The following is a 21333-nucleotide window of genomic DNA, read 5'->3' on the forward strand; positions in this document are numbered from 1 at the left end:
CTTGGCATTATACAGGAGATGATTATGCCAGAGGGTAAGACTACCAAAACGCTGGGCTTACTGGCCCTTGCAGGCGTAGCGCCATATCAGGAAGCTGTCGGGGAAGAGTATATGAACCCGAAGCAACTGGAACATTTCCGCCGCATTCTTGACGCCTGGCGTCAGCAATTACGCGAAGAAGTTGACCGCACCAAAAACCATATGGCCGATGAAGCAGCAAACTTCCCCGACCCGGTAGACCGTGCGGCACAGGAAGAAGAGTTCAGCCTGGAGCTACGTGCGCGTGATCGCGAGCGTAAATTACTAAAGAAAATTGAAAAAACGTTACAAAAAATCGAAGATGAAGACTTCGGTTATTGTGACACCTGTGGTATTGAAATCGGTATCAAACGCCTCGAAGCCCGCCCAACGGCTGACATGTGTATCGATTGCAAAACCCTGGCAGAAATCAAGGAAAAGCAACTGGGCGGCTAAAATGGCCGTGCTTTACCCCGCTTATATTGGCCGGTTTGCACCCTCGCCTTCCGGCCCGCTTCATTTTGGTTCCCTTATTGCTGCAGTGGGCAGCTATCTGCAGGCAAAAAGTCAGCATGGCCAATGGTTGGTGCGGATGGAAGACATTGACTCGTCACGCATGTTACATGGCGCCGACAGTGACATTCTGCATACCTTGGAGCAATTTGGCCTGCACTGGGACGGTACTGTGCTGTATCAAAGCCAACGGCTTGAGCGCTACCAGCAAGTACTGCAACAATTACAGCAACAACAGCAGGTTTACGGCTGCCAGTGTAGTCGTAAACAAATAACGGCTATAGGTGGTGTTTACAATAACCACTGCGCTAATTTGCAGTTGTCAGCAGAGCCGCTGGCATGGCGTCTGTCGTGTCGCGGCATTGCTACGGAATTTACCGATCTTATCTTTGGCCGACAACAGATCAGCCCGTCACTGGCGCAGGAGGACTATATTGTCAAACGCCGTGATGGCTTGTTTGCATACCAGCTGGTGGTGGTGGTGGATGATATCGATCAAGGGATTACCGAAGTGATCCGCGGCGCCGATTTACTGGCCATGACACCGCGTCAGCAAGCGTTATGTCATCTGCTAAATAGCCCACCACCGCGCTATGGGCATTTACCGCTGGCAGTGGTGCAACCTGGCTTTAAGTTAAGTAAACAAAATCATGCTGCCGCGATAAGCCACTGGCCAACCGCACAGGTAATGTATCAGGCTCTAAGTTTTCTTGGCCATACACCTCCAAAAGAGCTGCATCAAGCGCAGGTATCGGAACAATTAGACTGGGCCATCAAACACTGGCAATTAAGTCGGGTGCCATTACAACTGGAAATAAACACTGCTGAATTTCGTTAACTATGGCTTGTTTCATTCTTTTTTTATCGCAGCTGCGGTATTATTAGTCGGTTTGTCAAACTGCAGTATCAAGCTGCTATGTTCAGGAGAAGTATCATTATTTCGCGAGTGTTAGATTTTTGCCGTCGCACCTTTGGCACTAAAGCCAAAGCCAGTAAAACCGTGAATCGCAATACTGCGGCCAAACCTGCAGCGCGCCAGAGCGAGCGACAGGCGCCCGCGGCTAGTCTGCTGCCGGCTGTGCAACGATTAAGCCGAGATCAGCACGCTATTTCGCGCAAAGACATTAGCCCGAATGCAGTTAAAGTATTGTATCGGTTAAAAGATGCCGGTTTTGATGCGTATTTGGTTGGCGGCTGTATCCGCGACTTACTGCTTGGCTTAAAGCCGAAAGATTTTGACGTGGTAACCAATGCTAAACCGGAGCAGGTAAAGCAGGTATTTCGCAACTGCCGCTTAATTGGCCGTCGTTTTCGCCTGGCACACGTCGTGTTTGGCCGAGAAATCATTGAAGTGGCGACCTTTCGCGGCCACCACAGTGGTACAGACGATGAAGAAGATACCGCACCGAAGTTAAAAACCGCCAGCTTAAGCGATCATGGCCAGATTTTACGTGACAACGTTTATGGCAGTATTGAAGAAGATGCTGAACGGCGCGACTTTACTCTTAATGCTCTGTATTACTCGGTTAGCGACTTTTGCGTATATGATTTCGCCAACGGCATGCAGGCCATCGCTGCACGTAAAATCGAGCTGATTGGTGACCCTGAAACCCGTTACCGTGAAGACCCGGTGCGGATTTTACGTGCCATTCGTTTTGCCACCAAGTTGAATATGCATATTGCTCCGGCCACTGCAGCACCTATACCGCAGCTGGCTGTGATGCTAAAAAACATTCCGCCTCCGCGGTTATTTGACGAGCTGGTAAAACTGTTGCTGGCCGGCAAAGCGTTCGACAATTTTATGCTGATGCGCGACACCAAGGTGCTAAAACAACTGCTGCCACAACTGGATAAACTGCTAAAGCAAGAGCCAGAAGGTAAAGCCTTTTTACTGGCCACAAAAGCACTACAAGACACCGATGCCCGGGTCGAGATAGATAAACCGGTCACGCCAGCGTTTATTTTTGCAGCATTGCTGTGGTACCCAGTCGAGTTACGCAGCCAAACACTGGTGATTGACGGTTTAGGTGAAATCGATGCCATGAATATCGCTATGACCGAAGTACTGGACGATATCCAACGCACTATTGCTATTCCTAAGCGATTTACCCTGGCAATGCGGGATATCTGGGCACTGCAAAGCCGCCTGACAAAACGTGCTGGCCGCCGCGCCTTTAAATTGCTGGAACAACCCAAATTTCGCGGTGCCTTTGACTTTCTGCAGCTGCGTGCTGAAGCCGAAGGCGGCGACCTGACAGAGCTGGCACTATGGTGGGAACGCTTTCAATTTACTGACGAAACCGGACGTGTGCAGTTGATAAACCAACTGGGTAAAGAAGGTATCGACAAAGGCCCGCGCCGCCGCCGCAGCTATAAACGTAAGCGTACGGCTGAATAAATATGGCCTACGTGCGCTGTTATCTTGGTTTAGGTGCCAATCTGGCAGAGCCGGTGGCGCAACTGCGACAGGCAGTATTGGCTTTACAGCAACTACCACACTGCCAGTTAGCTGCCGTATCGTCATTTTATGCCTCTAAACCGATGGGGCCGCAAGATCAGCCGGATTATGTTAATGCCGTAGCGGCGCTTGATACCCAGCTGTTGCCAGAACAATTACTGGATGCTTTACAACAGATTGAGCAACAACAAGGCCGCGTGCGTAAGGCTGAACGCTGGGGCCCTCGCACCCTGGATGTCGATATTCTGTTGTACGGCGATAGGACTATCACCTCTGAGCGCCTTACCGTGCCACATCACGGCATTAAACTACGTGAATTTGTGTTATATCCACTGGCAGAAATTGCACCTACACTTAGCTTGCCGGACAGCACAACACTATCCTCTTTAATTAAGCAGATTCCACTTAACGGACTGCAAAAACTTCACAGTAGTTGCAGCTAATCGCACTTTGTGCGATCTTGCGCCTCCTGCGTTAATGGTCGGATGAGAACACTATGGCTAAGATCACTACTGCCGTATTACAGAAAATGAAACAGCAAGCTGACAAAATCACCATGCTAACAGCCTATGATGCCAGCTTCGCTAAATTATTTGCCGAACAAGGCGTCGACGTGCTACTGATTGGCGACTCCTTAGGTATGGTACTGCAAGGCCACGACGATACGCTACCGGTTACTATTGGCGATATTGCCTACCATACCCGCGCTGTGCGCGCCGGCGCGCCGAATGCGTTTGTTATCGCTGACATGCCGTTTATGAGCTATGGTACCCTGGAACAAACGCTACAAAGCGTGGTGCCGCTGATGCAGGCCGGTGCAAACATGGTGAAGCTGGAAGGCGGTACCTTTTTATTGCCTACCGTAAAAGCGCTAACCGAGCGCGGCGTACCGGTTTGCGGCCACTTAGGTTTAACGCCACAATCTGTGCATATTTTGGGTGGCTATAAAGTGCAGGGCAAAACCGATGCCGCCGCTGATGCAATGCTAGCACAAGCTAAAGCCCTGCAAGACGCCGGTGCTCAGTTACTGGTACTGGAGTGCATTCCTACCGCTTTAGCCAAACGCATCACTGACGCACTAACCATTCCGGTAATTGGTATCGGTGCCGGCAATGTCACCGATGGCCAGGTGTTGGTTATGCACGATTTACTCGGCATTAGCAGTGGCTATATTCCGAAATTTTCTAAAAACTATCTGGCGCAAACCGGTGAGATCAGAAGCGCTATAGCTGCATATGTCAGCGAAGTGAAAAGCCAGACGTTTCCTGCCAACGAGCACAGTTTTTAAGCCCGATGAAGATCATTAATTCTGTTCCGGCCCTGCGGGCACAAATAAATGCCTGGCGCCAAAACGGCGAACGTATTGCCTTTGTGCCGACGATGGGCAACCTACATAACGGCCACTTAAAGCTGGTTGATGTGGCCAAAAGCCGCGCAGATCGTGTTATTGTCAGCATCTTTGTTAACCCGATGCAATTTGGCAAAAACGAAGATCTCGACAGCTATCCGCGTACGCTGGAGGCCGATTGCGCCGGTTTAACTGCTCACGGTGCAGATGCGGTATTTACGCCAACGCCAGAGCTGATGTACCCGCGTGGCCTGGACGTACAAAGCTTTGTTGAAGTACCGTTGCTGGGCGATTTGCACTGCGGTGCCAGCCGCGCCGGTCATTTTCGTGGTGTATCCACCATTGTCTGTAAGCTGTTTAATCTGGTACAGCCTGATATAGCCTGTTTTGGCCAGAAAGATTATCAGCAACTGGCGATTATTCGCCAGATGGTAACTGATTTATCCCTGCCAATTGAGATTATCGGTGTACCAACCGAGCGCGCCACCGATGGTCTGGCGCTCAGCTCACGGAATGGTTTTTTAACTGAAACTGAGCGGGTCCAAGCGCCGGCGCTGCACAAGATACTGCAGCAGCTTAAAGCCAGTATTGACGCAGGCAACCACAACTACCGAGCGCTGGAGCAACAAGCTAAACAGCTGCTTACAGCAGCGGGGTTTGTACCTGATTATGTTAATATCAGCAATCAACACAGCCTGACGCTGGCCGTTGACGCAAACGAGCGAAAAGTGATCCTGGCCGCAGCCAAACTGGGCACCACCCGGTTAATTGACAATCTGGAGCTATAAGTTTTAGTGGTTGAAAGATAATACTCACAGCACCGGTCCTTGTGGGCTAGTCATGTTTTTATGGCCTGTCTTCAGCTGAAGATAAAACCTATAACGAGTATTTTCTGATGAAACAGCTGTATTTAGCGCTATTACTATTACCTGCCATTGGCGGCTTACATGCCGAAGCATCTGACAAAGTCTCGGCGCAGCAATTTGTCGATTTGCAACAAGGTAAAACTGCCTTTGCCGGTTTTCGCCGCGCCCATGCTAAAGGCCTCTGTGTCAGTGGCGAGTTCAGGTCAAACGGCAATCTGCAAAGTTACAGTAAAGCCAGCTTATTTCAGCCGGGCACGACGCCCCTGGTTGGCCGTTTATCCATCGCTGGCAATAACCCTGCCGCCCCCGATTTAAAAGCGCCGGTGCGCAGCCTGGCATTAAGTTTCAGTCTCAGCCGCACTGAACAATGGCGGCTGGCGATGAATACGCCACCGGTAATGGCTGTTGCCGATCCGCATAGCTTTTATCAGCAAATACAGGCTATTCAGGCCGGCCCGGACGCCATTAAACAATTTTTTGCGCAGCACCCAGAGAGCAGCGAGTTTTTAACCTGGGCTGGCCAGTATCAACCAACCGGTAGCTTTGCCGCTGAAACCTATAACAGCATTAACGCTTTTTATTTGGTAAATGCCAAGGGCGAGCCCCAGGCTGTACGCTGGGCAATGCAACCAACCGTATCAGTGGCTCCGGGCAACCTGCAGGGCGACAATGCTCTGCAACAAGAAATAGCTACCCGGATTGCGGCTGATCAGGTTGTGTTCGATTGGGTATTTACTCTGGCTGATGCCACAGATGATGAAACCAATTCAACTAAGGCATGGCCGGCAAGCCGCCAACAAATCACTGCCGGACAAATAGTACTTACCGGCAGCACAGCTCAGCTTGATGGCGACTGCCATGCTATTAACTTTGACCCGCTGGTATTGCCTACCGGTATTACAGCAACCGCCGATCCCATTTTACGGGCACGTTCTGCGGCCTATGCAGAATCCTACCGGCGCCGGGCAAAAGAGCAGCGACAAGGTGCATTACAGGAGAGTAGCAATGAATAAACCAACACAGTTTTCATTGTCGATGCGGGTATTGCACTGGGGTATGGCTGCGCTGGTTATGTCGATGTTGGCAGCAGGTCTGTTGATGATCCGCTCACTCGATCCCTGGCAACTGACCATCATGACGCTACACAAGGCATTTGGCATAATTGCTGTAGTGCTGGTGACGGTTAGGCTGCTTAATCGTATGCGGCATAAGCTACCGGCAGTACCGAATGATTTATCCGCATTACAAAAAAAAGCAGCCACGGCGTCACATTGGCTGTTGTACGGCTTGTTGTTTGCTATGCCAATTTCTGGCTACTTAATGCAATATTTTGCCGCCCGGCCAATAGAGGTGTTTGGCTGGTTTCGTTTACCGGCCGCATTGCAGGTTGATATTTATAATTATGCCGTGTTTCGTGAATTGCACGGCTGGCTGGCCATCGCACTAACAGGTGTAATAGCACTGCATGTTAGCGCAGCGCTGCACCACCATTTTATTCGCAAAGACAACGTACTAAAAAGTATGCTGTAACCGCTGTGGCCGCTAAGACGCCGTTAGCGGCCAAAATATAGGCAATAACGCCATAGTAATAATAAACAACAGCAGGCTTAACGGCCCGCCGACTTTTAAATAATCAACAAAACGATAGCCACCCGGCCCCATTACCAGTGTATTGGCGGCGTGTGATACTGGGCTGGCTAAACTTGTCGCCGCTACCGCCACCACCATCATGGCACTGTGACCACTGACACCAAGCGCTGTACTTAACAGTAAACCTATTGGCGCCATAATCAGCACCAGCGCCACCGTGGGTACCACCAGGGTGCCAAGCGCGGTAACCAGATACAAGCCCGCCATTACCGCCAACGGACCAAATTGGCCTAAGCCTGCCTGTACACCATCTGCCAGCCAGGCAGCGGTACCGGAGTGCTGCATCGCCAACCCCAGTGGCAACATACCGGAAATAAGGAAAATTGAGCGCCAGTCGATAGCAGCATAAGCCTGCTCCATCGTTAAGCAACGGCTGGCTACCATTAACGTTGCCGCCAGCACCGCCGCTAAATAAACCGGCAACACGCCGGTTACGGTGAGCAATACCATTAACCCCATCAACCCAGCTGCCAGTGGTGCCTTACTGACATTAACCGGTTTTACCTGCACCGGGTTCATCACGATAAGATGTTCGCTGTCGGTCAGCATGCCCAGCCGCGGGCGCGGGCCAACAATTAACAAGGCATCACCGGCTTGCAGTATCATGCTGCCCAGTGCAGAGCGATAAGCGCGCCCCTGACGCCAAATAGCGGATACCTCAACTTTGTACCGCGTGTCCAGTTGCAGTGCATTAACGCTTTGGCCAATGTATTTGCTGCGCGGGTGCAGCGTGGCTTCTACCAGTTCCAGCTTACCTTTGGCGAGTAAATCCAGATATGGCAACATATCGTCCTGCCGCTGTAATTCTTTAAAACCGCGCAGAATGTCGAGGTCTTCTTCGCGGCCCTGGATCAACAATAAATCGCCGGCCAGCAATTTATCGTCAGAGTGAAACTGCTGCATAATCTCACCCTGGCGGAATAAACCCAGCAGCCGAAAGTCAAAAGCGTCCCCCAGCCGGTTGTCGGCAAAGGTACTATCTACCAGCGGGCTGTCGGCGGGCAGCCCCAGCACAAACAAGCGCTCTTCCAGCTTATATTGCTGCTTTACCTCATCTGCGCCCAGCAGCTGTACATTACTGAATTCGCTGTGCTTGTTTATCTGCTCTACGGCACTTTGGCTGCCCTGCACCAGAATTTTATCACCGCCTTCCAGCGATAAATCAGTCAGCCGGGTACGCAATGTCTGACCAGCGCGCTTTATCGCCAACACATTCAGCTGATACAGCTCGCGAAAGCGGTAGTGCTGCAGTACTTCACCTACCAGGCTGCTGTCGGCAGCAATATTCAGTTCAGCCACAGCACTGGCTGCCAATAACTTTTCGTGTAATATCGGTGCTTCGCGCTCAATGGTTAACGAGTTCCAGCTGCGCAGCCGTTCAAAGCGGCTGAATTTACCCTGCGCTAACACAATATCGCCGGCTTTAAGTACCGTATGGCGTGATGGCAGGGTAAAGGTTTCATTACCTCTGGTTATGGCAATAACCATCAAGCCGGCAGTGTTAATCAGCCCCGACTCTTCCAGCGTATGGCCGGCCAGTAACGATGGCGTTGGCAAACGCAGGGCGAAGATGCGCTCTTGCAGGCCATATTGCTCACTGAGGCTTTTGCTGCCGGCCAAGCCCGCACGGCCGGGGTCGGTATCAGGTAGTAAATGCCGGCCGATAAAGGCCACGAACAAGGTACCGGCCAATAATACCGGCAAGCCAATCAAGGCAAAATCAAACAAGCTAAAGCCTTGCTGGCCGGTTTTTTCCAGTGCAATGCTAACCAATAAATTAGGTGGTGTGCCAATTAAGGTAACTAAGCCGCCCAGCATGGCGCCAAATGCCATTGGCATTAATACTTTGGCCGGTGGTATACCGCAGCGTCTGGTGGCTTCTACCGTTACCGGCAGTAACAATGCCACCACGCCGATATTACTCATAAACGCAGATAACATACCGGCAACCAGCATAATAACCACGATCATCTGTGTTTCACTGTTTCCGGACAATCGAATCACCCTGCGGCCAATACCATCGGCAATGCCGGCACGGGTTAAGCCCTCACTCAAGATAAACATTGCCCAAACCGTGATCACCGCCGGGTTGCTAAAGCCACTCACCGCTTCTGCCGGCGACACCAACCCCAACAAGGCCAGCACACATAACACCAATAAAGCGACAACATCCATCCGCAGCCAGCCAGTAACAAACAGCAGCAATGCTGCGGCCAGTATTAGCAATACCAGGGCAATTTCAACTGTCATAACGGCCACACCAGCAGCAGCACTGGCAAACTTACCGCCACCACCAATACATCTAACGGCAGGCCCATGCGCCAGTAATCAGTAAAACGAAAACCGCCAGGCCCGAGGATCAAGGTATTATTCTGGTGACCAATCGGCGTTAAAAATGCGCAGGATGCCCCCACCGCAACTGCCATTAAAAAGGTATCTGGATTAACACCAAGCTGATTAGCGGCGCCCAGCGCAATAGGCGCCATAACGGCTGCCGTTGCCGCGTTATTCATTAGATCGGTAAGAATAAGCGTGGTAATCAAAATAACCGCCAGCCCTACTATCGCATTGCCTTGCGCCAAAGTATCAAGCAACATCCCGGCAATTAGCCCGGCCGCACCGGTACTTTGCATCGCCCCTGCTACGGGTAACAAGCAGGCCAATAACACTATTACCGGCCAATCAATAGCGTCATATACCAAACGCCAGGGTAAGGTACGCAGCGCCATTGTAGCTAACACTCCGGCAGCAAAAGATACTGCGGCCGGCAATATTCCTGCTGCAGCCAGCGCAACCGCCAACACCATAATCACTGCCGACATTAAAGCATTGCGCTTGTTCGGAATGCGCAGCTCACGCTCTGCCAGCGGCACACAGCCGGTATTATTGGCAAAATCCTGCAAGACATCAGGTGCGCCCTGCATTAGCAACAAGTCACCGGCACGCAGTGGTAAAGAGCGTAACCGTGCCATCGAGCGCTGGCCGTGGCGCGACACAGCCAGTAAGTTGATACTGTATCGGGTGCGTAACAACATATCGGCGGCAGAACGATTCAGCAAGCTTGATGAGGGTAAAACAGCGAGTTCCAGCAGTACAATCTCATCAGGCTTGCGCTCTTTTTCTGGCACTTCTTCTGTACTTTCTTCTGCTGGTTGTCCGGGCGCTTCTGCTACAGCGGAACGTTGCGCGGTATCGTCCTGCTCCGCATCTTCTTCGGCGGTTGGTTCGCGTTTTTCTTTCGCATGTGCCAGTTCCAGACCTAAATCTGACAGTACTTGAGTCAGAGCATCGGCTTCGGCTTCAATGATCAGAATATCAAGACCACGCAAATAACGGCCGGAACTGGGCGCAGTTACCCGCACGTCGTTACGGATCAAGCCCACAACCTGTGCATCGGCTTGATCCAACACGGCTTCTACTTCACGCAGTTTCATGCCATCGGCTATACTGCCGTCGGGGATCCGCACTTCAGTAATATAAGCGCCGGTTTCGAGGCCTTCGGTGCCGGCTTGTTTACGTTTGGGAACCAGACGCCAACCCAGCAGAATAATAAAGGCCAGACCCACGGCCGTCACAGCCACGCCAACAGCGGTAAAATCAAACATATTAAAGCTACCCATGCCCTCAGAGGCGCGAATACCGGAAATAATCAAGTTGGGCGGGGTGCCGATTAGTGTCATGGTACCACCAAGAATTGATGCGAACGCCAGTGGCATTAACACCTGGCCGGGGGCCAGCTGCAATCGGTGGGCCAGCTGAATAGCTACCGGCATCAGCAACGCCAGCGCCCCAACATTGTTCATAAAGCCCGACAGCAAGGCTGCCAGCACAGTTAAGGCGGCGATGCTCAAAGTAGGCCCGGCTTTGGCCGGTAGCACCAACCGCGTTAGTACATCAACGGCACCCGAACTTTGCAACGCCCGGCTTAACACCAACACACAAGCTACGGTTATCACCGCCGGATGACCAAAGCCATTAAAAGCGCTTTGTGCTTCAATCAAGCCGGCAAAAACACAGGCTAGCATTGCACCCAAGGCCACCATATCGTGGCGCCAACGGCCCCATAAAAACATGCCGATAGTGACCAGTAAAATCACAATAATAATGCTTTGCGCCGTCGTCATTATGCATTCCGTTGGTTGACTAAACACATTATGGCAGTGCTGTACCGGCCACAATAGTTGCTTACTAATTTAAACATCAAGGCAGAAAAAATGTCACAGATCAAGTTATAGCAACACTGATGGTTATACTCTGTAGCAAATGAGTTTATTCGTGGAAGCGATAACAGGTTTACAAAATAAAACGCGTGAAGAAGGGTTAGCAGTTGATTTTACTGTGCTGTATTCAATAAAATTGCGGCTGGCAAGCCAGCCGTATACTAAACACCGGAACGAAATTTAGCAGCGTCGATAATGGCCCATAAATGAGCAATAACGGCAATAATACCCGGCACAACCAACCACCAGGTGGCATAACCGGCCACACACACTAAGAAAAATATTAGTGCAGCTAAAATCCGCCCCTGCACCAACTGCCCTAAACCGGGAATAAATACATTACATAGTGCAGCGATAACATTGCCGCCGGAACCCTGACCTGACATAAATTGGCCCTCTGTGACTGATTTCGGTTATTGTTTTAACGTGGCGACAAATTGCTCAGACTGAGCAATGGCGCTATTCATGTCGGCAATAAGCCGGTTAATATCTTTTTGTACTGAGTTAAACTCGCCCTGCAAAGCACCGATAGCCTTCGCATTTAAGTTATGCTTTAAATACAATGTATTGTCTTTAAGTGATGCCAATACCGGCTGCATACTTTGCTCAGCGCGGCGCATGGTTTTTAGCAGGCTGGCATATTGCCGTTTGGTGTTACTAAGCTTAATTGCACTGTCGCGTTTAAGATTGGCATTAGTATATTGTTCCAGCTCGTCCTGCCATTCATCAAACAACGCATCCGCCACCGCTTCTATGCTGTTAATGCGGCTGCTGACATCTTCTGCCGCTTTGCTACAGGCTTGGTATTCGCTATCAGTAGCTTCGTACACGCGCTGCAAATCGCCGCCGTCAAATTTAATCAGGCTGCTAAATTGCTCAAGTGCAGATTTAAACTGCTGCTGCGCCTGCTGCTGCGACTGCTGCGCTTCCTCTACTCTATCGACCAGAATATCGCGCTTATGCACGCCGACTTTTTCCATAGCAGAATAATAGGCACTCTGGCAGGCGGTTAAACTTAATAATAACGGCACTAACATAATCAGATAACGCATAAAATCAATCCATTGCTATGACAGTTTAAGTTGATAATAGCGGCTAAGCCGTTACAGAACAAACTGTTAGTATAATTTCGCAGACAACTTAAGCTGTTTGCTCTTTTGCCAGTTGCAGTAGCTTGGGGTAAAACTCTTTATCTAACTGCGCTAACTGATCCTGCTCTACCAGTACATCGTGCAGAATTTGCTCTGTAGTGAGAGGGTTAGCCAATACCACACGAAACACGATAGTTTCCTGGCGCTGATATTTAGCCGGAGTTAACCGCGTACGCGACACAAAAGACTTGCCCTCTTCCCGTTGGCGCTTCTGAATAAACTTAGTCAGGCCGTTTAGCAACTCGTTAAAACGCTGCAGTTGCTCCGGGCTGGCACCCGCCATAGCTTTTTGCACCTGCGCCGGTACATAGCGGTAGGTTAGCAGACACAGTTCCGGTTCGGTTATCAGCTCAAAATCGATATTGTGCGCAATTAAAGTGGCAAAATAACGCGCTTTTTCCAGGCTGCGGTTAATCAGAATTTCATAACCGTCACGGCCAATTACCTGCAAACAGGCATGCACCAGCATTGCCATGCCGGGGCGCGAACCTTCCAGCGTCTGGCTACCTAAGTCTTTTGAACCTTTACGCAGAATATACTCGGCGTGGTGCTCAATAGCGTGCGCCGCGGAGGGGTGTTTAAACACCACCATGCCGGCGCCCATCGGCACATACATTTGCTTGTGCGCATCTATGGTTACAGAGTCGGCGCGCTCAATACCGGCCAGCAGATGGCGGTATTTATTCGATAGCAAGGTGGCACCGCCCCAGGCAGCATCGACATGAAAATGGCACTGATACTGCTCAGCTAAATCGGCTAACTGATTTAACGGGTCAACATTGCCGGTTTCAGTAGTGCCGGCCACGCCAACAATAGCTAATACGCGGATATTGGCAGCTTTAAGCTCTGCCATTTTTTCTGCCAATGCCCCGGTGTCAATTTTATTGTCGGCGTCGGTTTTAATCGCAATCAGCGACTCACGGCCAATACCCAGCACATCAGCGGCTTTACCCAAGGAGTAATGGCCGCGTTCAGAAATCAAAATGGCTAAACCGTCGTAGCCGTAGTGTTTCATCGCCTTAAACAGGCCTTCGCGGGCGATACCTTTAAAGTCGCCATCGGCTTTTAACAGGCGGTTTCGTGCTATCCACAGCGCGGTGATATTGGCAATGGTGCCGCCGGAGCAAAACGCGCCCAGCGAATGGTTGGCGCTGTGCATCCACTTTTTATAAAAGCCATCGCCCTCGCCGTACACCAGATGGTGCATCATGCCCAGCACCTGGCGCTCCATCGGCGTAAAGGCTTTGGAGGTTTCAATTTTCACCAGGTTTTGGTTTAGCCCCACCATCATTTTTGACAGTGACAACACAAAATACGGCAAGGCAGATGTCATATGGCCGATAAAACTTGGTGCTGCAGTATGCACCGAATGCGCCACCAGCTTTTGCATCAGGCTTTCGGCGTAATCTGAGACAAAATTCGGCATTTGCGGAATATGATGCGCCTGAAAATCGCGCTCGATTTGCCACAGCGGTTTTTCTACCGCCACGATGCTTTCACGCAAAAAGCCGGCCAGATTCTGCGACAGATTCTGCTCAATAATACTCAGTGTTGAGTCGGGCGCTTCCGGCACCGTGAAAATGCGCCATAGTGCTTCTTCAGAAGCGGTTGCCTGGCGTTTACTGGATTCTGTCATGCGCTTGCTACTCTGCATACGGTTTCAGCGGTTACTAAAACGGCCGGAAAATGGAGCTCACTTTACTGCAAGCGCCGAAAAATGTCTGCAAAAAAATCGTCCGATACTCAGGCGGAGGATCGGTTTGCCCTAAGCCAACCGTTGAAGGCATGGATACCTGAGTCGAGCCCCCAGGGACTGGGTTTACGGCGCGCTGCGTGGGCAAATCGATCCGATTATTATCCGCTAAATATCAATGTCAGCTACGCAGGCCAATGCCACGGTTAATCAGGTACATTGCATAACTAAACAGTACCACAATAAAGCCGAGCACCACGGCTAACGCCAGCCACAGGCTAACGTCGGTTACGCCCAAAAAGCCATAACGAAACGCATTAACCATATACACCACCGGATTAAGCGCTGCTACATGCTGCCAAAAGCCCGGCAGTAAGGTTAACGAATAAAACACCCCACCCAAATAGGTAAGTGGCGTTAGCACAAAGGTAGGAATAATACTGATATCGTCAAAGGTTTTCGCATACACAGCGTTAATTAAACCGCCTAACGAAAACAACATCGATGTTAACGTTACGGTAAGGATAATTACCGCCAGGTTATGAATTTGAATAGTGACGAAAAACAGCGACAAGATAGTCACAATCAGGCCAACCAGCATACCGCGCGCCATACCTCCACTGACAAACCCCAGCACAATAATATAGTTCGGCACCGGCGCCACTAGCAGCTCTTCGACGTTACGCTGAAACTTAGCGCTGAAAAACGACGAGGCCACATTAGCGTAAGAGTTAGTGATCACCGACATCATAATCAGCCCAGGCACAATAAACTCCATATAGCTGAAGCCGCCCATATCGCCGATACGTGAGCCGATTAAACTACCAAAAATCACAAAGTACAGCGTCATGGTAATGGCGGGCGGTACTAAGGTTTGCACCCAAATGCGTAAAAAGCGGTTGGTTTCTTTATCCCAAATACTTTTTAACGCCACCAGATAATTGGCTTTACTCATTTTGCACCCCCACGGCCATGTTCTACTAAGGAGACAAACAGCTCCTCCAGCCGGTTAGCTTTGTTACGCATTGATAACACCTTAATATCCTGTGCGCTAAGCTGCGCAAAAATAGCATTTAAGCCCTGCGCTTTTTCTACGTCGACTTCAATACTATGGCCATCCAGCGTCCGCCAGTTTATGCCCTCTAAACTTACGGCGCTTGCATCCGAGGCTAAATCCAGTACAAAGGTTTCGCGGGTTAGCTTTGATAACAACGCCTTCATGCTGGTGTTTTCAATAATCAGGCCTTTGTCGATAATGGCGATATTGCGACATAAGCTCTCTGCTTCTTCCAGATAATGCGTAGTCAGAATTATGGTCACGCCCTGTTGATTAATTTTGCGCAAAAACTCCCACATCGAGCGACGCAGCTCTATATCCACCCCAGCTGTCGGTTCATCCAATATCAGCAGTTTGGGTTCATGCATTAAGGCGCGGGCTATCATTAAGCGTCGTTTCATACCGCCGGATAACTCGCGCGCCCGTGCAGTGCGCTTATCCCATAAGCCAAGCTGACTGAGGTATTTCTCTGCCCGCTGCAGCGCCAGCTTTTTTGGCACACCATAATAACCGGCCTGATTGACCACTATCTGCAACACGGTTTCAAACTGGTTAAAATTAAACTCCTGCGGCACTAAACCCAGCTGGCTTTTGGCGGCTTCAAGGTCGGTATCAATATCGTAATCAAATACCTTAACGCTACCGCTGGATTTATTTACCAGCGAACTGATAATGCCAATGGTGGTACTTTTGCCGGCGCCATTGGGGCCCAGCAAGGCAAAAAAATCGCCTTGCTTGACCTGCAGGTCGATACCGCTTAATGCCTCGGTACCGCTTTTATACACCTTATGTAGGCCTTTAATATCTAACGCTAAACTCAATGTTATTCTCCTGCTTTTACTACGTCACCGCTGTAGCCCCAACGATTAAGTAACTGATGCGGCAGCTTAAGATGATCTAAAATACGCGCCACCATAAAATCGACTAAATCGCTTATCTGTTTCGGCTGATGATAAAAACCGGGCGCTGCCGGCATAATGGTGACACCAAGCCTGGCCAGCTTAAGTAAATTTTCCAGATGAATGGCACTAAGCGGACTTTCACGCGGAACTAAAATCAGCTGGCCGCCTTCTTTAATCACCACATCAGCGGCGCGCTCAATTAAATTGTCACTGGCTCCGGTCGCAATGGCCGACACCGTGCCAGTAGAACACGGGCAAACTACCATTTGTCGTGGTGCCGCCGAGCCGGACGCCACCGGTGAGAACCAGTCGTCCTTGCCATATACTTTAAGTAAAGCGGCATCACAGCCAAAATGCATAAGCAGCATTTCGGTGCATTTATCCGGCGAGGCCGGCAGCTTAATGTCATGCTCGGTAGCAAACACCACCCGCGCAGCGCTGGATACCAGCAAATGCACTTTAACCCCTTGCGCCAGCAACAACTCAAGTAGGCGCCAGCCGTAAGGCGCCCCCGAAGCACCGCTAAAGGCCAGAGTAATTTCTTTGTCAGTGTGCATTAATGCTCCCATTTGCGCTTCAATGCGCTAATCAGCTTGTCGTGAATGCCACCAAAGCCGCCGTTACTCATAATGACAATACTGTCGCCCTGTTCAGCCTGCTCGGTGAGTAAACTGACCAATGCATCAACATCTTGCGACAAGCTTGCCTTGGGTGCCAAAGCGCGGGTCAGAGCCTCCAGTGACCAGTTGGCGCTAGCCGGCTCGTACAAAAACACCTTATCGGCCAGCGCCAGCGATAACGGCAAGGCCGCCTGGTGCACCCCCATCCGCATAGTGTTAGAGCGTGGCTCCAGTACGGCCAAAACCCGGTTATGGCCTACTTTATTACGAATGCCCTGCAAGGTAGTGCTGATGGCGGTTGGGTGATGAGCAAAATCGTCGTACACCTTAATACCGGCAACATCGGCTTTTAGCTCCATCCGCCGCTTGGGCGCAATAAACTGCGTCAGCGCCTCCAATGCGATCTCTACCGGCACGCCGGCATGGCGGGCAGCAGCAATCGCCATCACGGCATTATCGACATTATGCTGGCCGCTAAGCTGCCAGCTTAGCTCGCCGAGAAATTTATCCTGATAGCACAAGGCAAAGTGGCTGCCATCACTGTTGATAAGCTCGGCACGCCAATCAGCGCCATAGCTCTGGCGCTCACTCCAGCAGCCCATATCCAACGTTTGCTTAACCGCCGGCGTATCTTCCGGTGACAATACCAAACCATTGGCCGGCACCATGCGCAGCAAATGATGAAACTGCCGTTGAATAGCAGCTAAATCGGGGAAAATATCCGCATGATCGTACTCCAGGTTATTCAACACCAGTGTGCGCGGCCGGTAATGCACAAATTTTGAACGCTTATCAAAAAAAGCGGTGTCGTATTCGTCAGCTTCAATAACGAAAAACGGCGACTCGCCAAGCCGTGCCGAGCAGTCAAAGTTCTGCGGAATACCACCGATTAAAAAACCGGGCTTTAAGCCGGCGTAATCTAAAATCCAGGCCAACATGGTGCTGGTGGTGGTTTTGCCATGCGTGCCCGACACCGCCAGCACCCAACGATCATACAGTACCTGCTCGGCCAGCCACTGCGGGCCGGAGCTATAACGTAAATTGGTATTTAATACATATTCCACCGCAGGATTACCGCGTGATAAGGCATTGCCGATAATCACTAAATCCGGTGCCGGTTCCAGTTGAGCCGGATCCCAGCCTTGCGTAAGCTCAATACCCAGCTGTTCTAGTTGCGTGCTCATCGGCGGATACACGTTGGCATCGGCACCGGTAACCTTGTGGCCTAACGATTTTGCGATGGCAGCTATGCCGCCCATAAAGGTGCCGCAGATACCGAGAATATGAATATGCATAAGTTATCCTGAAAATTAATCGCCGCCATTGTAGCAAATACGCCACCGGAAACAGAATTGCGTGCAGTAACACCTGCAATTTGCGCAGAAATTCTTTAAAATACGCCAGCCCCTAACGCATTAGCAAAAATAATTACTGAGAAGGAACCACCAGCATGCGCCGCATCTCGCCAGTACTGCAACAGGACGGAGTCGACAGCGACCTTATTTCATTGCTTAAAACCATATTGGCGGCCTGCCGGGAAATTTCTTTTCGCGTAAGTCAAGGCGAATTAGCCGGAGTATTAGGTTCTACCCTGGGCGAGAATATTCAAGGGGAAACGCAGAAAAAACTCGATATTATTGCCAATGAGTTACTTAAAGAAGTCATTTTAGAAACCGGCGTGGTAAAAGCCATCAGTTCAGAAGAAGAAGACGACACCGTTGCCGGCAACCCAAATGGCAAATATTTAGTTACCTTCGACCCGCTGGATGGCTCCTCTAATACAGATATTAACAGCTTAATCGGCACCATTTTCTCTATTTTACCGGCCAAGGCAGACTTAGCCGCAGAAGATGCCGCGCAGTTTTTACAACCCGGCAGCGCGCAATTAGCAGCGGGTTACGTGTTGTATGGCCCCTCGACCATGCTGGCGTTAACCACCGGTAAAGGCACACGAATTTACACCCTGGATAAAACCTATGGCGGCTTCTTGCTGACAGAAGAACAAGCGGCTATTCCAAAATACACCGCCGAATTTGCCATAAATATGTCGAACCAACGTTACTGGCAACCGCCAATGCAAGCTTATATCGATGATTTACTTAAAGGCAAAGAAGGCCCGCGCGGTAAAAACTACAATATGCGCTGGATAGCGGCGATGGTAGGCGATGTGCACCGCGTACTGTGCCGCGGCGGTATTTTTGCTTACCCGCGTGATACTAAAGATGCCAACAAACCGGATAAACTGCGACTAATGTATGAAGCCAACCCGATGAGTTTTCTGGTAGAACAGGCCGGTGGCAGCAGTTCTACCGGCTACGAACGCATTATGGATATAGTACCCACCGACATTCATCAACGTGTGGCGGTAATACTTGGTTCGAAACACGAAGTAGAAAGCTGCGTTGCCTATCATCAGCGATAGCCATTTTTAATAGTGGCGTTATAATAAGCGCCAAATTTTTTTGAACCGTTTTAATGAACTAAAGGATCAGGCCATGAGCTTAAGCGATGTTGCAGCAGGTAAGAACCTGCCGGAAGAAATTAACGTAATTATTGAAATTCCGGCCAATGCCGACCCAATTAAATACGAAGTAGATAAAGATACCGGCACCGTTTGGGTAGACCGCTTTATGGCAACACCGATGTTTTACCCGTGCAACTACGGATTTGTAAACCACACTTTATCACTGGATGGCGACCCGGTAGATGTATTGGTACCAACGCCTTACCCACTGGTGCCAGGTGCAGTAATTAAATGCCGTCCGGTAGGCGTACTGTTTATGTCGGATGAATCTGGTGAAGATGCCAAAGTGATTGCCGTACCGGTAAGCAAACTGACTAAGTTATATGACCATATTCAGGATATCAACGACGTTGATGAACTGCTGAAAAAGCAAATTCAGCACTTCTTCGAGCGCTACAAAGAATTAGAAGCAGGAAAATGGGTCAAAGTAAATGGTTGGGGCGATGCCGCCGCGGCCAAAGCGGAAATTATGACCTCATTTGAACGGGCAAAAAAATAACTACCGCCTAATTAATTGAGCCCGACACTGTTCGGGCTTTTTATTGTCTGCTTACACGCCAAATCAAACAACAACAAGCATTTGCATAAATAAAGCACTATACTGCGCATAAACCTATTCTAATATTACTAAACAATTCAATGCACAGGGGCCTGCGATATGGATGTACTAAGACGTCTTTCCATTGCCAAAAAAATCTACTTAATTCCGCTTATCGGCACTATCAGTTTTATGATTTACCTTGCGCTAGCCAGTAATACTGCACTGAACAACGTGCATACGCTGGAGCAAACCCGCGATGTACAATTTCCGGTACTGCAGTCAGCGCAAAGCTCATTGGTGCTGCTAGAGCGGGTAAAAGACTCGCTGGCCAGTGCAGTAACCACCGGTGATGAAGAAGCCCTGGGAGGAGCTGCCAATTTTAGCAAACAGTTTGGGCAAGATTTAAACCGTATCGGTGAGCTGAATCGGGATTATGCCAGTTCGGTTAGCGCGGTAAGACAAAGCTACGACGCTTACTATCAGGTTGCTTATAAAGTGTCGCAAGAAATGATTAATAATACAGCAGACTTCAGCAGCCTGGCACAGCGCTCGGAAAAAATGAACGCCGACTACGACATGACAGCCAAGCTGCTAACACAATTTCGTGACCAGCGCCTGCAGCAGTTTACCACCAGTATTGATGAGGCTAGCGAACAAGCTGGTACGTTAATCTGGGTGGGAATAATAATGGGTGGCATCACCTTTGTTGCGCTGTTTGGCACTGCCTTTCCAGTAGCGCGGGGTATTCAAAGCAGCCTTGGTAATATGATTAGCTCTTTACAAAGCCTGGCAAAAGAAGATGGCGACTTAACTGCACGTATTCACACGAAAAGCCTGGATGAGCTGGGTGATTTGGCTCATTGGTTTAATATCTTTATGCAAAAGTTGCAGCATGTGGTAACTGACATTATTAATACTGCAGTACCGCTGTCAGCGCTGGCTAAAGACTTACGCGAGCTTACGGACGACACCAATAAAACTATTGCTCAACAACGTAAAGCAGCTAACCAAGCCAAACATGCCGTGGATGATATGAGCGCCAGCGTTGTGGCCGAAGTGAACAGCGCGAATGAAGCCGCTGCAGCTGCCACGCAATCAAGTGATGCCGCCGGCCAAGGCCAGCAAACGGTGATCTCCACAGTACAAAATATTCAGCAGTTGGCGGGCAATGTTCAAGACGCGTCAGATGTGATTTTACAACTGGAAAAAGACGCCAATCAGGTCGGCACGGTACTTAGCGTGATTAAAGGCATTGCTGAGCAAACTAACTTATTGGCATTGAATGCCGCTATTGAAGCCGCACGCGCCGGTGAACAGGGGCGTGGCTTTGCCGTGGTTGCCGATGAAGTGCGTACTCTTGCATCACGCACACAAAAATCAACCGAGGAAATTCAGCGCACCATCGAACAACTACAAGGCGCAGCGCGTTTAGCCGTGCAAAAAATGCAACAGAGTACCGCCCAGGCTGATAACAGTGTGCAATCAGCAAATCAGGCCGGCGATGCATTGCAGCTCATTACCAAGAGCATTGCGCAGATACGCCTGATGAACCAGCAAATTGCCGATGCCACTGACGACCAACAGAAAATGGCCAGCAATATCGTGCATCATGTTGATGAGATATTTACCAACACCGAACACAGCTCAGAAAGTGCCGGCAATATTGCTAAGGCCAGTAGCGAACTCGCTGCATTGGCACAAAATCTGGAAAATATCACCCGCTTGTTCAGGGTTTGATATATTAGAGTGACATAAAAAAACCGGCAACAGCC

Annotated in this window: 20 protein-coding genes; 11 read left to right on the forward strand and 9 right to left on the reverse strand. The window is 50.1% G+C overall.

Features of this window, described 5'->3' with window-relative positions:
* Positions 1–24 precede the first annotated feature (24 nt).
* The 8 genes from dksA (at position 25) to I4W93_RS06025 (ending at position 6733) form a co-directional block, all read left to right on the forward strand.
* On the forward strand, positions 25–474 hold the full coding sequence (gene dksA / locus I4W93_RS05990; protein WP_173499276.1) for an RNA polymerase-binding protein DksA: 450 nt from the start codon (positions 25–27) through the stop codon (positions 472–474).
* Position 475: 1 nt separating this feature from the next.
* Entirely contained in the window at positions 476–1369 is an 894-nt protein-coding gene (gene gluQRS, locus I4W93_RS05995; protein WP_205309330.1) for a tRNA glutamyl-Q(34) synthetase GluQRS, read from the forward strand.
* A 78-nt stretch (positions 1370–1447) separates the two neighbouring features.
* The gene (pcnB, locus tag I4W93_RS06000) at positions 1448–2929 is read left to right on the forward strand and encodes a polynucleotide adenylyltransferase PcnB (protein WP_205309331.1); all 1482 of its coding nucleotides are present in this window, start codon (positions 1448–1450) and stop codon (positions 2927–2929) included.
* A 2-nt stretch (positions 2930–2931) separates the two neighbouring features.
* Positions 2932–3432 carry a 2-amino-4-hydroxy-6-hydroxymethyldihydropteridine diphosphokinase gene (gene folK / locus I4W93_RS06005; RefSeq protein WP_205309332.1) on the forward strand — a complete coding sequence of 167 codons (501 nt, stop codon included), beginning with the start codon at positions 2932–2934 and terminating at the stop codon, positions 3430–3432.
* A 53-nt stretch (positions 3433–3485) separates the two neighbouring features.
* Complete coding sequence (panB, locus tag I4W93_RS06010; RefSeq protein ID WP_205309333.1) at positions 3486–4277, forward strand: 3-methyl-2-oxobutanoate hydroxymethyltransferase; 792 nt, start codon at positions 3486–3488, stop codon at positions 4275–4277.
* Between the two features lie 5 nt (positions 4278–4282).
* A complete protein-coding gene (panC, locus tag I4W93_RS06015; RefSeq protein WP_205309334.1) occupies positions 4283–5125 on the forward strand; it encodes a pantoate--beta-alanine ligase in 843 nt (280 codons plus the stop codon).
* Between the two features lie 107 nt (positions 5126–5232).
* A complete protein-coding gene (locus tag I4W93_RS06020) occupies positions 5233–6216 on the forward strand; it encodes a catalase family peroxidase (RefSeq protein WP_205309335.1) in 984 nt (327 codons plus the stop codon).
* A complete protein-coding gene (locus I4W93_RS06025; protein ID WP_205309336.1) occupies positions 6209–6733 on the forward strand; it encodes a cytochrome b in 525 nt (174 codons plus the stop codon). The genes I4W93_RS06020 and I4W93_RS06025 overlap by 8 nt, the downstream gene beginning before the upstream one ends.
* A gap of 12 nt (positions 6734–6745) precedes the next feature.
* On the opposite strand, the gene I4W93_RS06030 is transcribed toward I4W93_RS06025, so the two are convergent.
* The 9 genes from I4W93_RS06030 to mpl all read right to left on the reverse strand — a co-directional run bounded on the left by I4W93_RS06030 (position 6746) and on the right by mpl (position 17791).
* Positions 6746–9103 (reverse strand): SLC13 family permease, encoded by a 2358-nt coding sequence (locus tag I4W93_RS06030; protein ID WP_205309337.1) that lies wholly within the window; start codon positions 9101–9103, stop codon positions 6746–6748.
* Positions 9100–10977: an SLC13 family permease gene (locus tag I4W93_RS06035; RefSeq protein WP_205309338.1), complete on the reverse strand. Its 1878-nt coding sequence runs from the start codon at positions 10975–10977 to the stop codon at positions 9100–9102. Before I4W93_RS06035 ends, I4W93_RS06030 begins: the two co-directional genes overlap by 4 nt.
* A gap of 257 nt (positions 10978–11234) precedes the next feature.
* On the reverse strand, positions 11235–11459 hold the full coding sequence (locus I4W93_RS06040) for a hypothetical protein (protein WP_205309339.1): 225 nt from the start codon (positions 11457–11459) through the stop codon (positions 11235–11237).
* A 27-nt stretch (positions 11460–11486) separates the two neighbouring features.
* Positions 11487–12125 carry a DUF2959 domain-containing protein gene (locus I4W93_RS06045; RefSeq protein ID WP_205309340.1) on the reverse strand — a complete coding sequence of 213 codons (639 nt, stop codon included), beginning with the start codon at positions 12123–12125 and terminating at the stop codon, positions 11487–11489.
* A gap of 88 nt (positions 12126–12213) precedes the next feature.
* Positions 12214–13860 (reverse strand): pyridoxal-dependent aspartate 1-decarboxylase PanP, encoded by a 1647-nt coding sequence (gene panP / locus I4W93_RS06050; protein WP_205309341.1) that lies wholly within the window; start codon positions 13858–13860, stop codon positions 12214–12216.
* 238 nt (positions 13861–14098) lie between these two features.
* Positions 14099–14872: an ABC transporter permease gene (locus I4W93_RS06055; protein ID WP_205309342.1), complete on the reverse strand. Its 774-nt coding sequence runs from the start codon at positions 14870–14872 to the stop codon at positions 14099–14101.
* Positions 14869–15795 carry an ABC transporter ATP-binding protein gene (locus I4W93_RS06060; protein WP_205309343.1) on the reverse strand — a complete coding sequence of 309 codons (927 nt, stop codon included), beginning with the start codon at positions 15793–15795 and terminating at the stop codon, positions 14869–14871. Before I4W93_RS06060 ends, I4W93_RS06055 begins: the two co-directional genes overlap by 4 nt.
* A 2-nt stretch (positions 15796–15797) precedes the next feature.
* On the reverse strand, positions 15798–16433 hold the full coding sequence (locus tag I4W93_RS06065; protein ID WP_205309344.1) for a flavin prenyltransferase UbiX: 636 nt from the start codon (positions 16431–16433) through the stop codon (positions 15798–15800).
* Positions 16433–17791 carry a UDP-N-acetylmuramate:L-alanyl-gamma-D-glutamyl-meso-diaminopimelate ligase gene (mpl, locus tag I4W93_RS06070; RefSeq protein WP_205309345.1) on the reverse strand — a complete coding sequence of 453 codons (1359 nt, stop codon included), beginning with the start codon at positions 17789–17791 and terminating at the stop codon, positions 16433–16435. Before mpl ends, I4W93_RS06065 begins: the two co-directional genes overlap by 1 nt.
* 155 nt (positions 17792–17946) lie before the next feature.
* On the opposite strand from mpl, the gene I4W93_RS06075 reads away from it, so the two are divergent.
* The 3 genes from I4W93_RS06075 to I4W93_RS06085 all read left to right on the forward strand — a co-directional run bounded on the left by I4W93_RS06075 (position 17947) and on the right by I4W93_RS06085 (position 21298).
* A complete protein-coding gene (locus I4W93_RS06075; protein ID WP_205309346.1) occupies positions 17947–18918 on the forward strand; it encodes a class 1 fructose-bisphosphatase in 972 nt (323 codons plus the stop codon).
* Positions 18919–18991: 73 nt separating this feature from the next.
* The gene (gene ppa, locus I4W93_RS06080) at positions 18992–19519 is read left to right on the forward strand and encodes an inorganic diphosphatase (RefSeq protein WP_205309347.1); all 528 of its coding nucleotides are present in this window, start codon (positions 18992–18994) and stop codon (positions 19517–19519) included.
* Between the two features lie 159 nt (positions 19520–19678).
* Positions 19679–21298, forward strand: a complete 1620-nt coding sequence (locus tag I4W93_RS06085) for a methyl-accepting chemotaxis protein (RefSeq protein ID WP_205309348.1) — start codon at positions 19679–19681, stop codon at positions 21296–21298.
* Positions 21299–21333 lie beyond the last annotated feature (35 nt).

Origin of the sequence: Rheinheimera maricola, from assembly GCF_016918075.2 — a bacterium.
In the GTDB taxonomy this organism is placed as follows: Bacteria; Pseudomonadota; Gammaproteobacteria; order Enterobacterales; family Alteromonadaceae; genus Alishewanella; species Alishewanella maricola_A.

Excerpts from the sequence above, each read along its gene's own strand:
- I4W93_RS06065 (WP_205309344.1), bottom strand. The coding sequence starts at position 16,433 with ATGCACACTGACAAAGAAATTACTCTGGCCTTTAGCGGTGCTTCGGGG.
- I4W93_RS06055 (WP_205309342.1), bottom strand. The coding sequence starts at position 14,872 with ATGAGTAAAGCCAATTATCTGGTGGCGTTAAAAAGTATTTGGGATAAA.
- I4W93_RS06085 (WP_205309348.1), top strand. The coding sequence starts at position 19,679 with ATGGATGTACTAAGACGTCTTTCCATTGCCAAAAAAATCTACTTAATT.
- ppa (WP_205309347.1), top strand. The coding sequence starts at position 18,992 with ATGAGCTTAAGCGATGTTGCAGCAGGTAAGAACCTGCCGGAAGAAATT.
- I4W93_RS06020 (WP_205309335.1), top strand. The coding sequence starts at position 5,233 with ATGAAACAGCTGTATTTAGCGCTATTACTATTACCTGCCATTGGCGGC.
- I4W93_RS06025 (WP_205309336.1), top strand. The coding sequence starts at position 6,209 with ATGAATAAACCAACACAGTTTTCATTGTCGATGCGGGTATTGCACTGG.
- panP (WP_205309341.1), bottom strand. The coding sequence starts at position 13,860 with ATGACAGAATCCAGTAAACGCCAGGCAACCGCTTCTGAAGAAGCACTA.
- dksA (WP_173499276.1), top strand. The coding sequence starts at position 25 with ATGCCAGAGGGTAAGACTACCAAAACGCTGGGCTTACTGGCCCTTGCA.
- panB (WP_205309333.1), top strand. The coding sequence starts at position 3,486 with ATGGCTAAGATCACTACTGCCGTATTACAGAAAATGAAACAGCAAGCT.
- I4W93_RS06045 (WP_205309340.1), bottom strand. The coding sequence starts at position 12,125 with ATGCGTTATCTGATTATGTTAGTGCCGTTATTATTAAGTTTAACCGCC.
- I4W93_RS06035 (WP_205309338.1), bottom strand. The coding sequence starts at position 10,977 with ATGACGACGGCGCAAAGCATTATTATTGTGATTTTACTGGTCACTATC.
- I4W93_RS06040 (WP_205309339.1), bottom strand. The coding sequence starts at position 11,459 with ATGTCAGGTCAGGGTTCCGGCGGCAATGTTATCGCTGCACTATGTAAT.
- panC (WP_205309334.1), top strand. The coding sequence starts at position 4,283 with ATGAAGATCATTAATTCTGTTCCGGCCCTGCGGGCACAAATAAATGCC.
- gluQRS (WP_205309330.1), top strand. The coding sequence starts at position 476 with ATGGCCGTGCTTTACCCCGCTTATATTGGCCGGTTTGCACCCTCGCCT.
- folK (WP_205309332.1), top strand. The coding sequence starts at position 2,932 with ATGGCCTACGTGCGCTGTTATCTTGGTTTAGGTGCCAATCTGGCAGAG.
- I4W93_RS06030 (WP_205309337.1), bottom strand. The coding sequence starts at position 9,103 with ATGACAGTTGAAATTGCCCTGGTATTGCTAATACTGGCCGCAGCATTG.
- mpl (WP_205309345.1), bottom strand. The coding sequence starts at position 17,791 with ATGCATATTCATATTCTCGGTATCTGCGGCACCTTTATGGGCGGCATA.
- pcnB (WP_205309331.1), top strand. The coding sequence starts at position 1,448 with ATGTTCAGGAGAAGTATCATTATTTCGCGAGTGTTAGATTTTTGCCGT.
- I4W93_RS06075 (WP_205309346.1), top strand. The coding sequence starts at position 17,947 with ATGCGCCGCATCTCGCCAGTACTGCAACAGGACGGAGTCGACAGCGAC.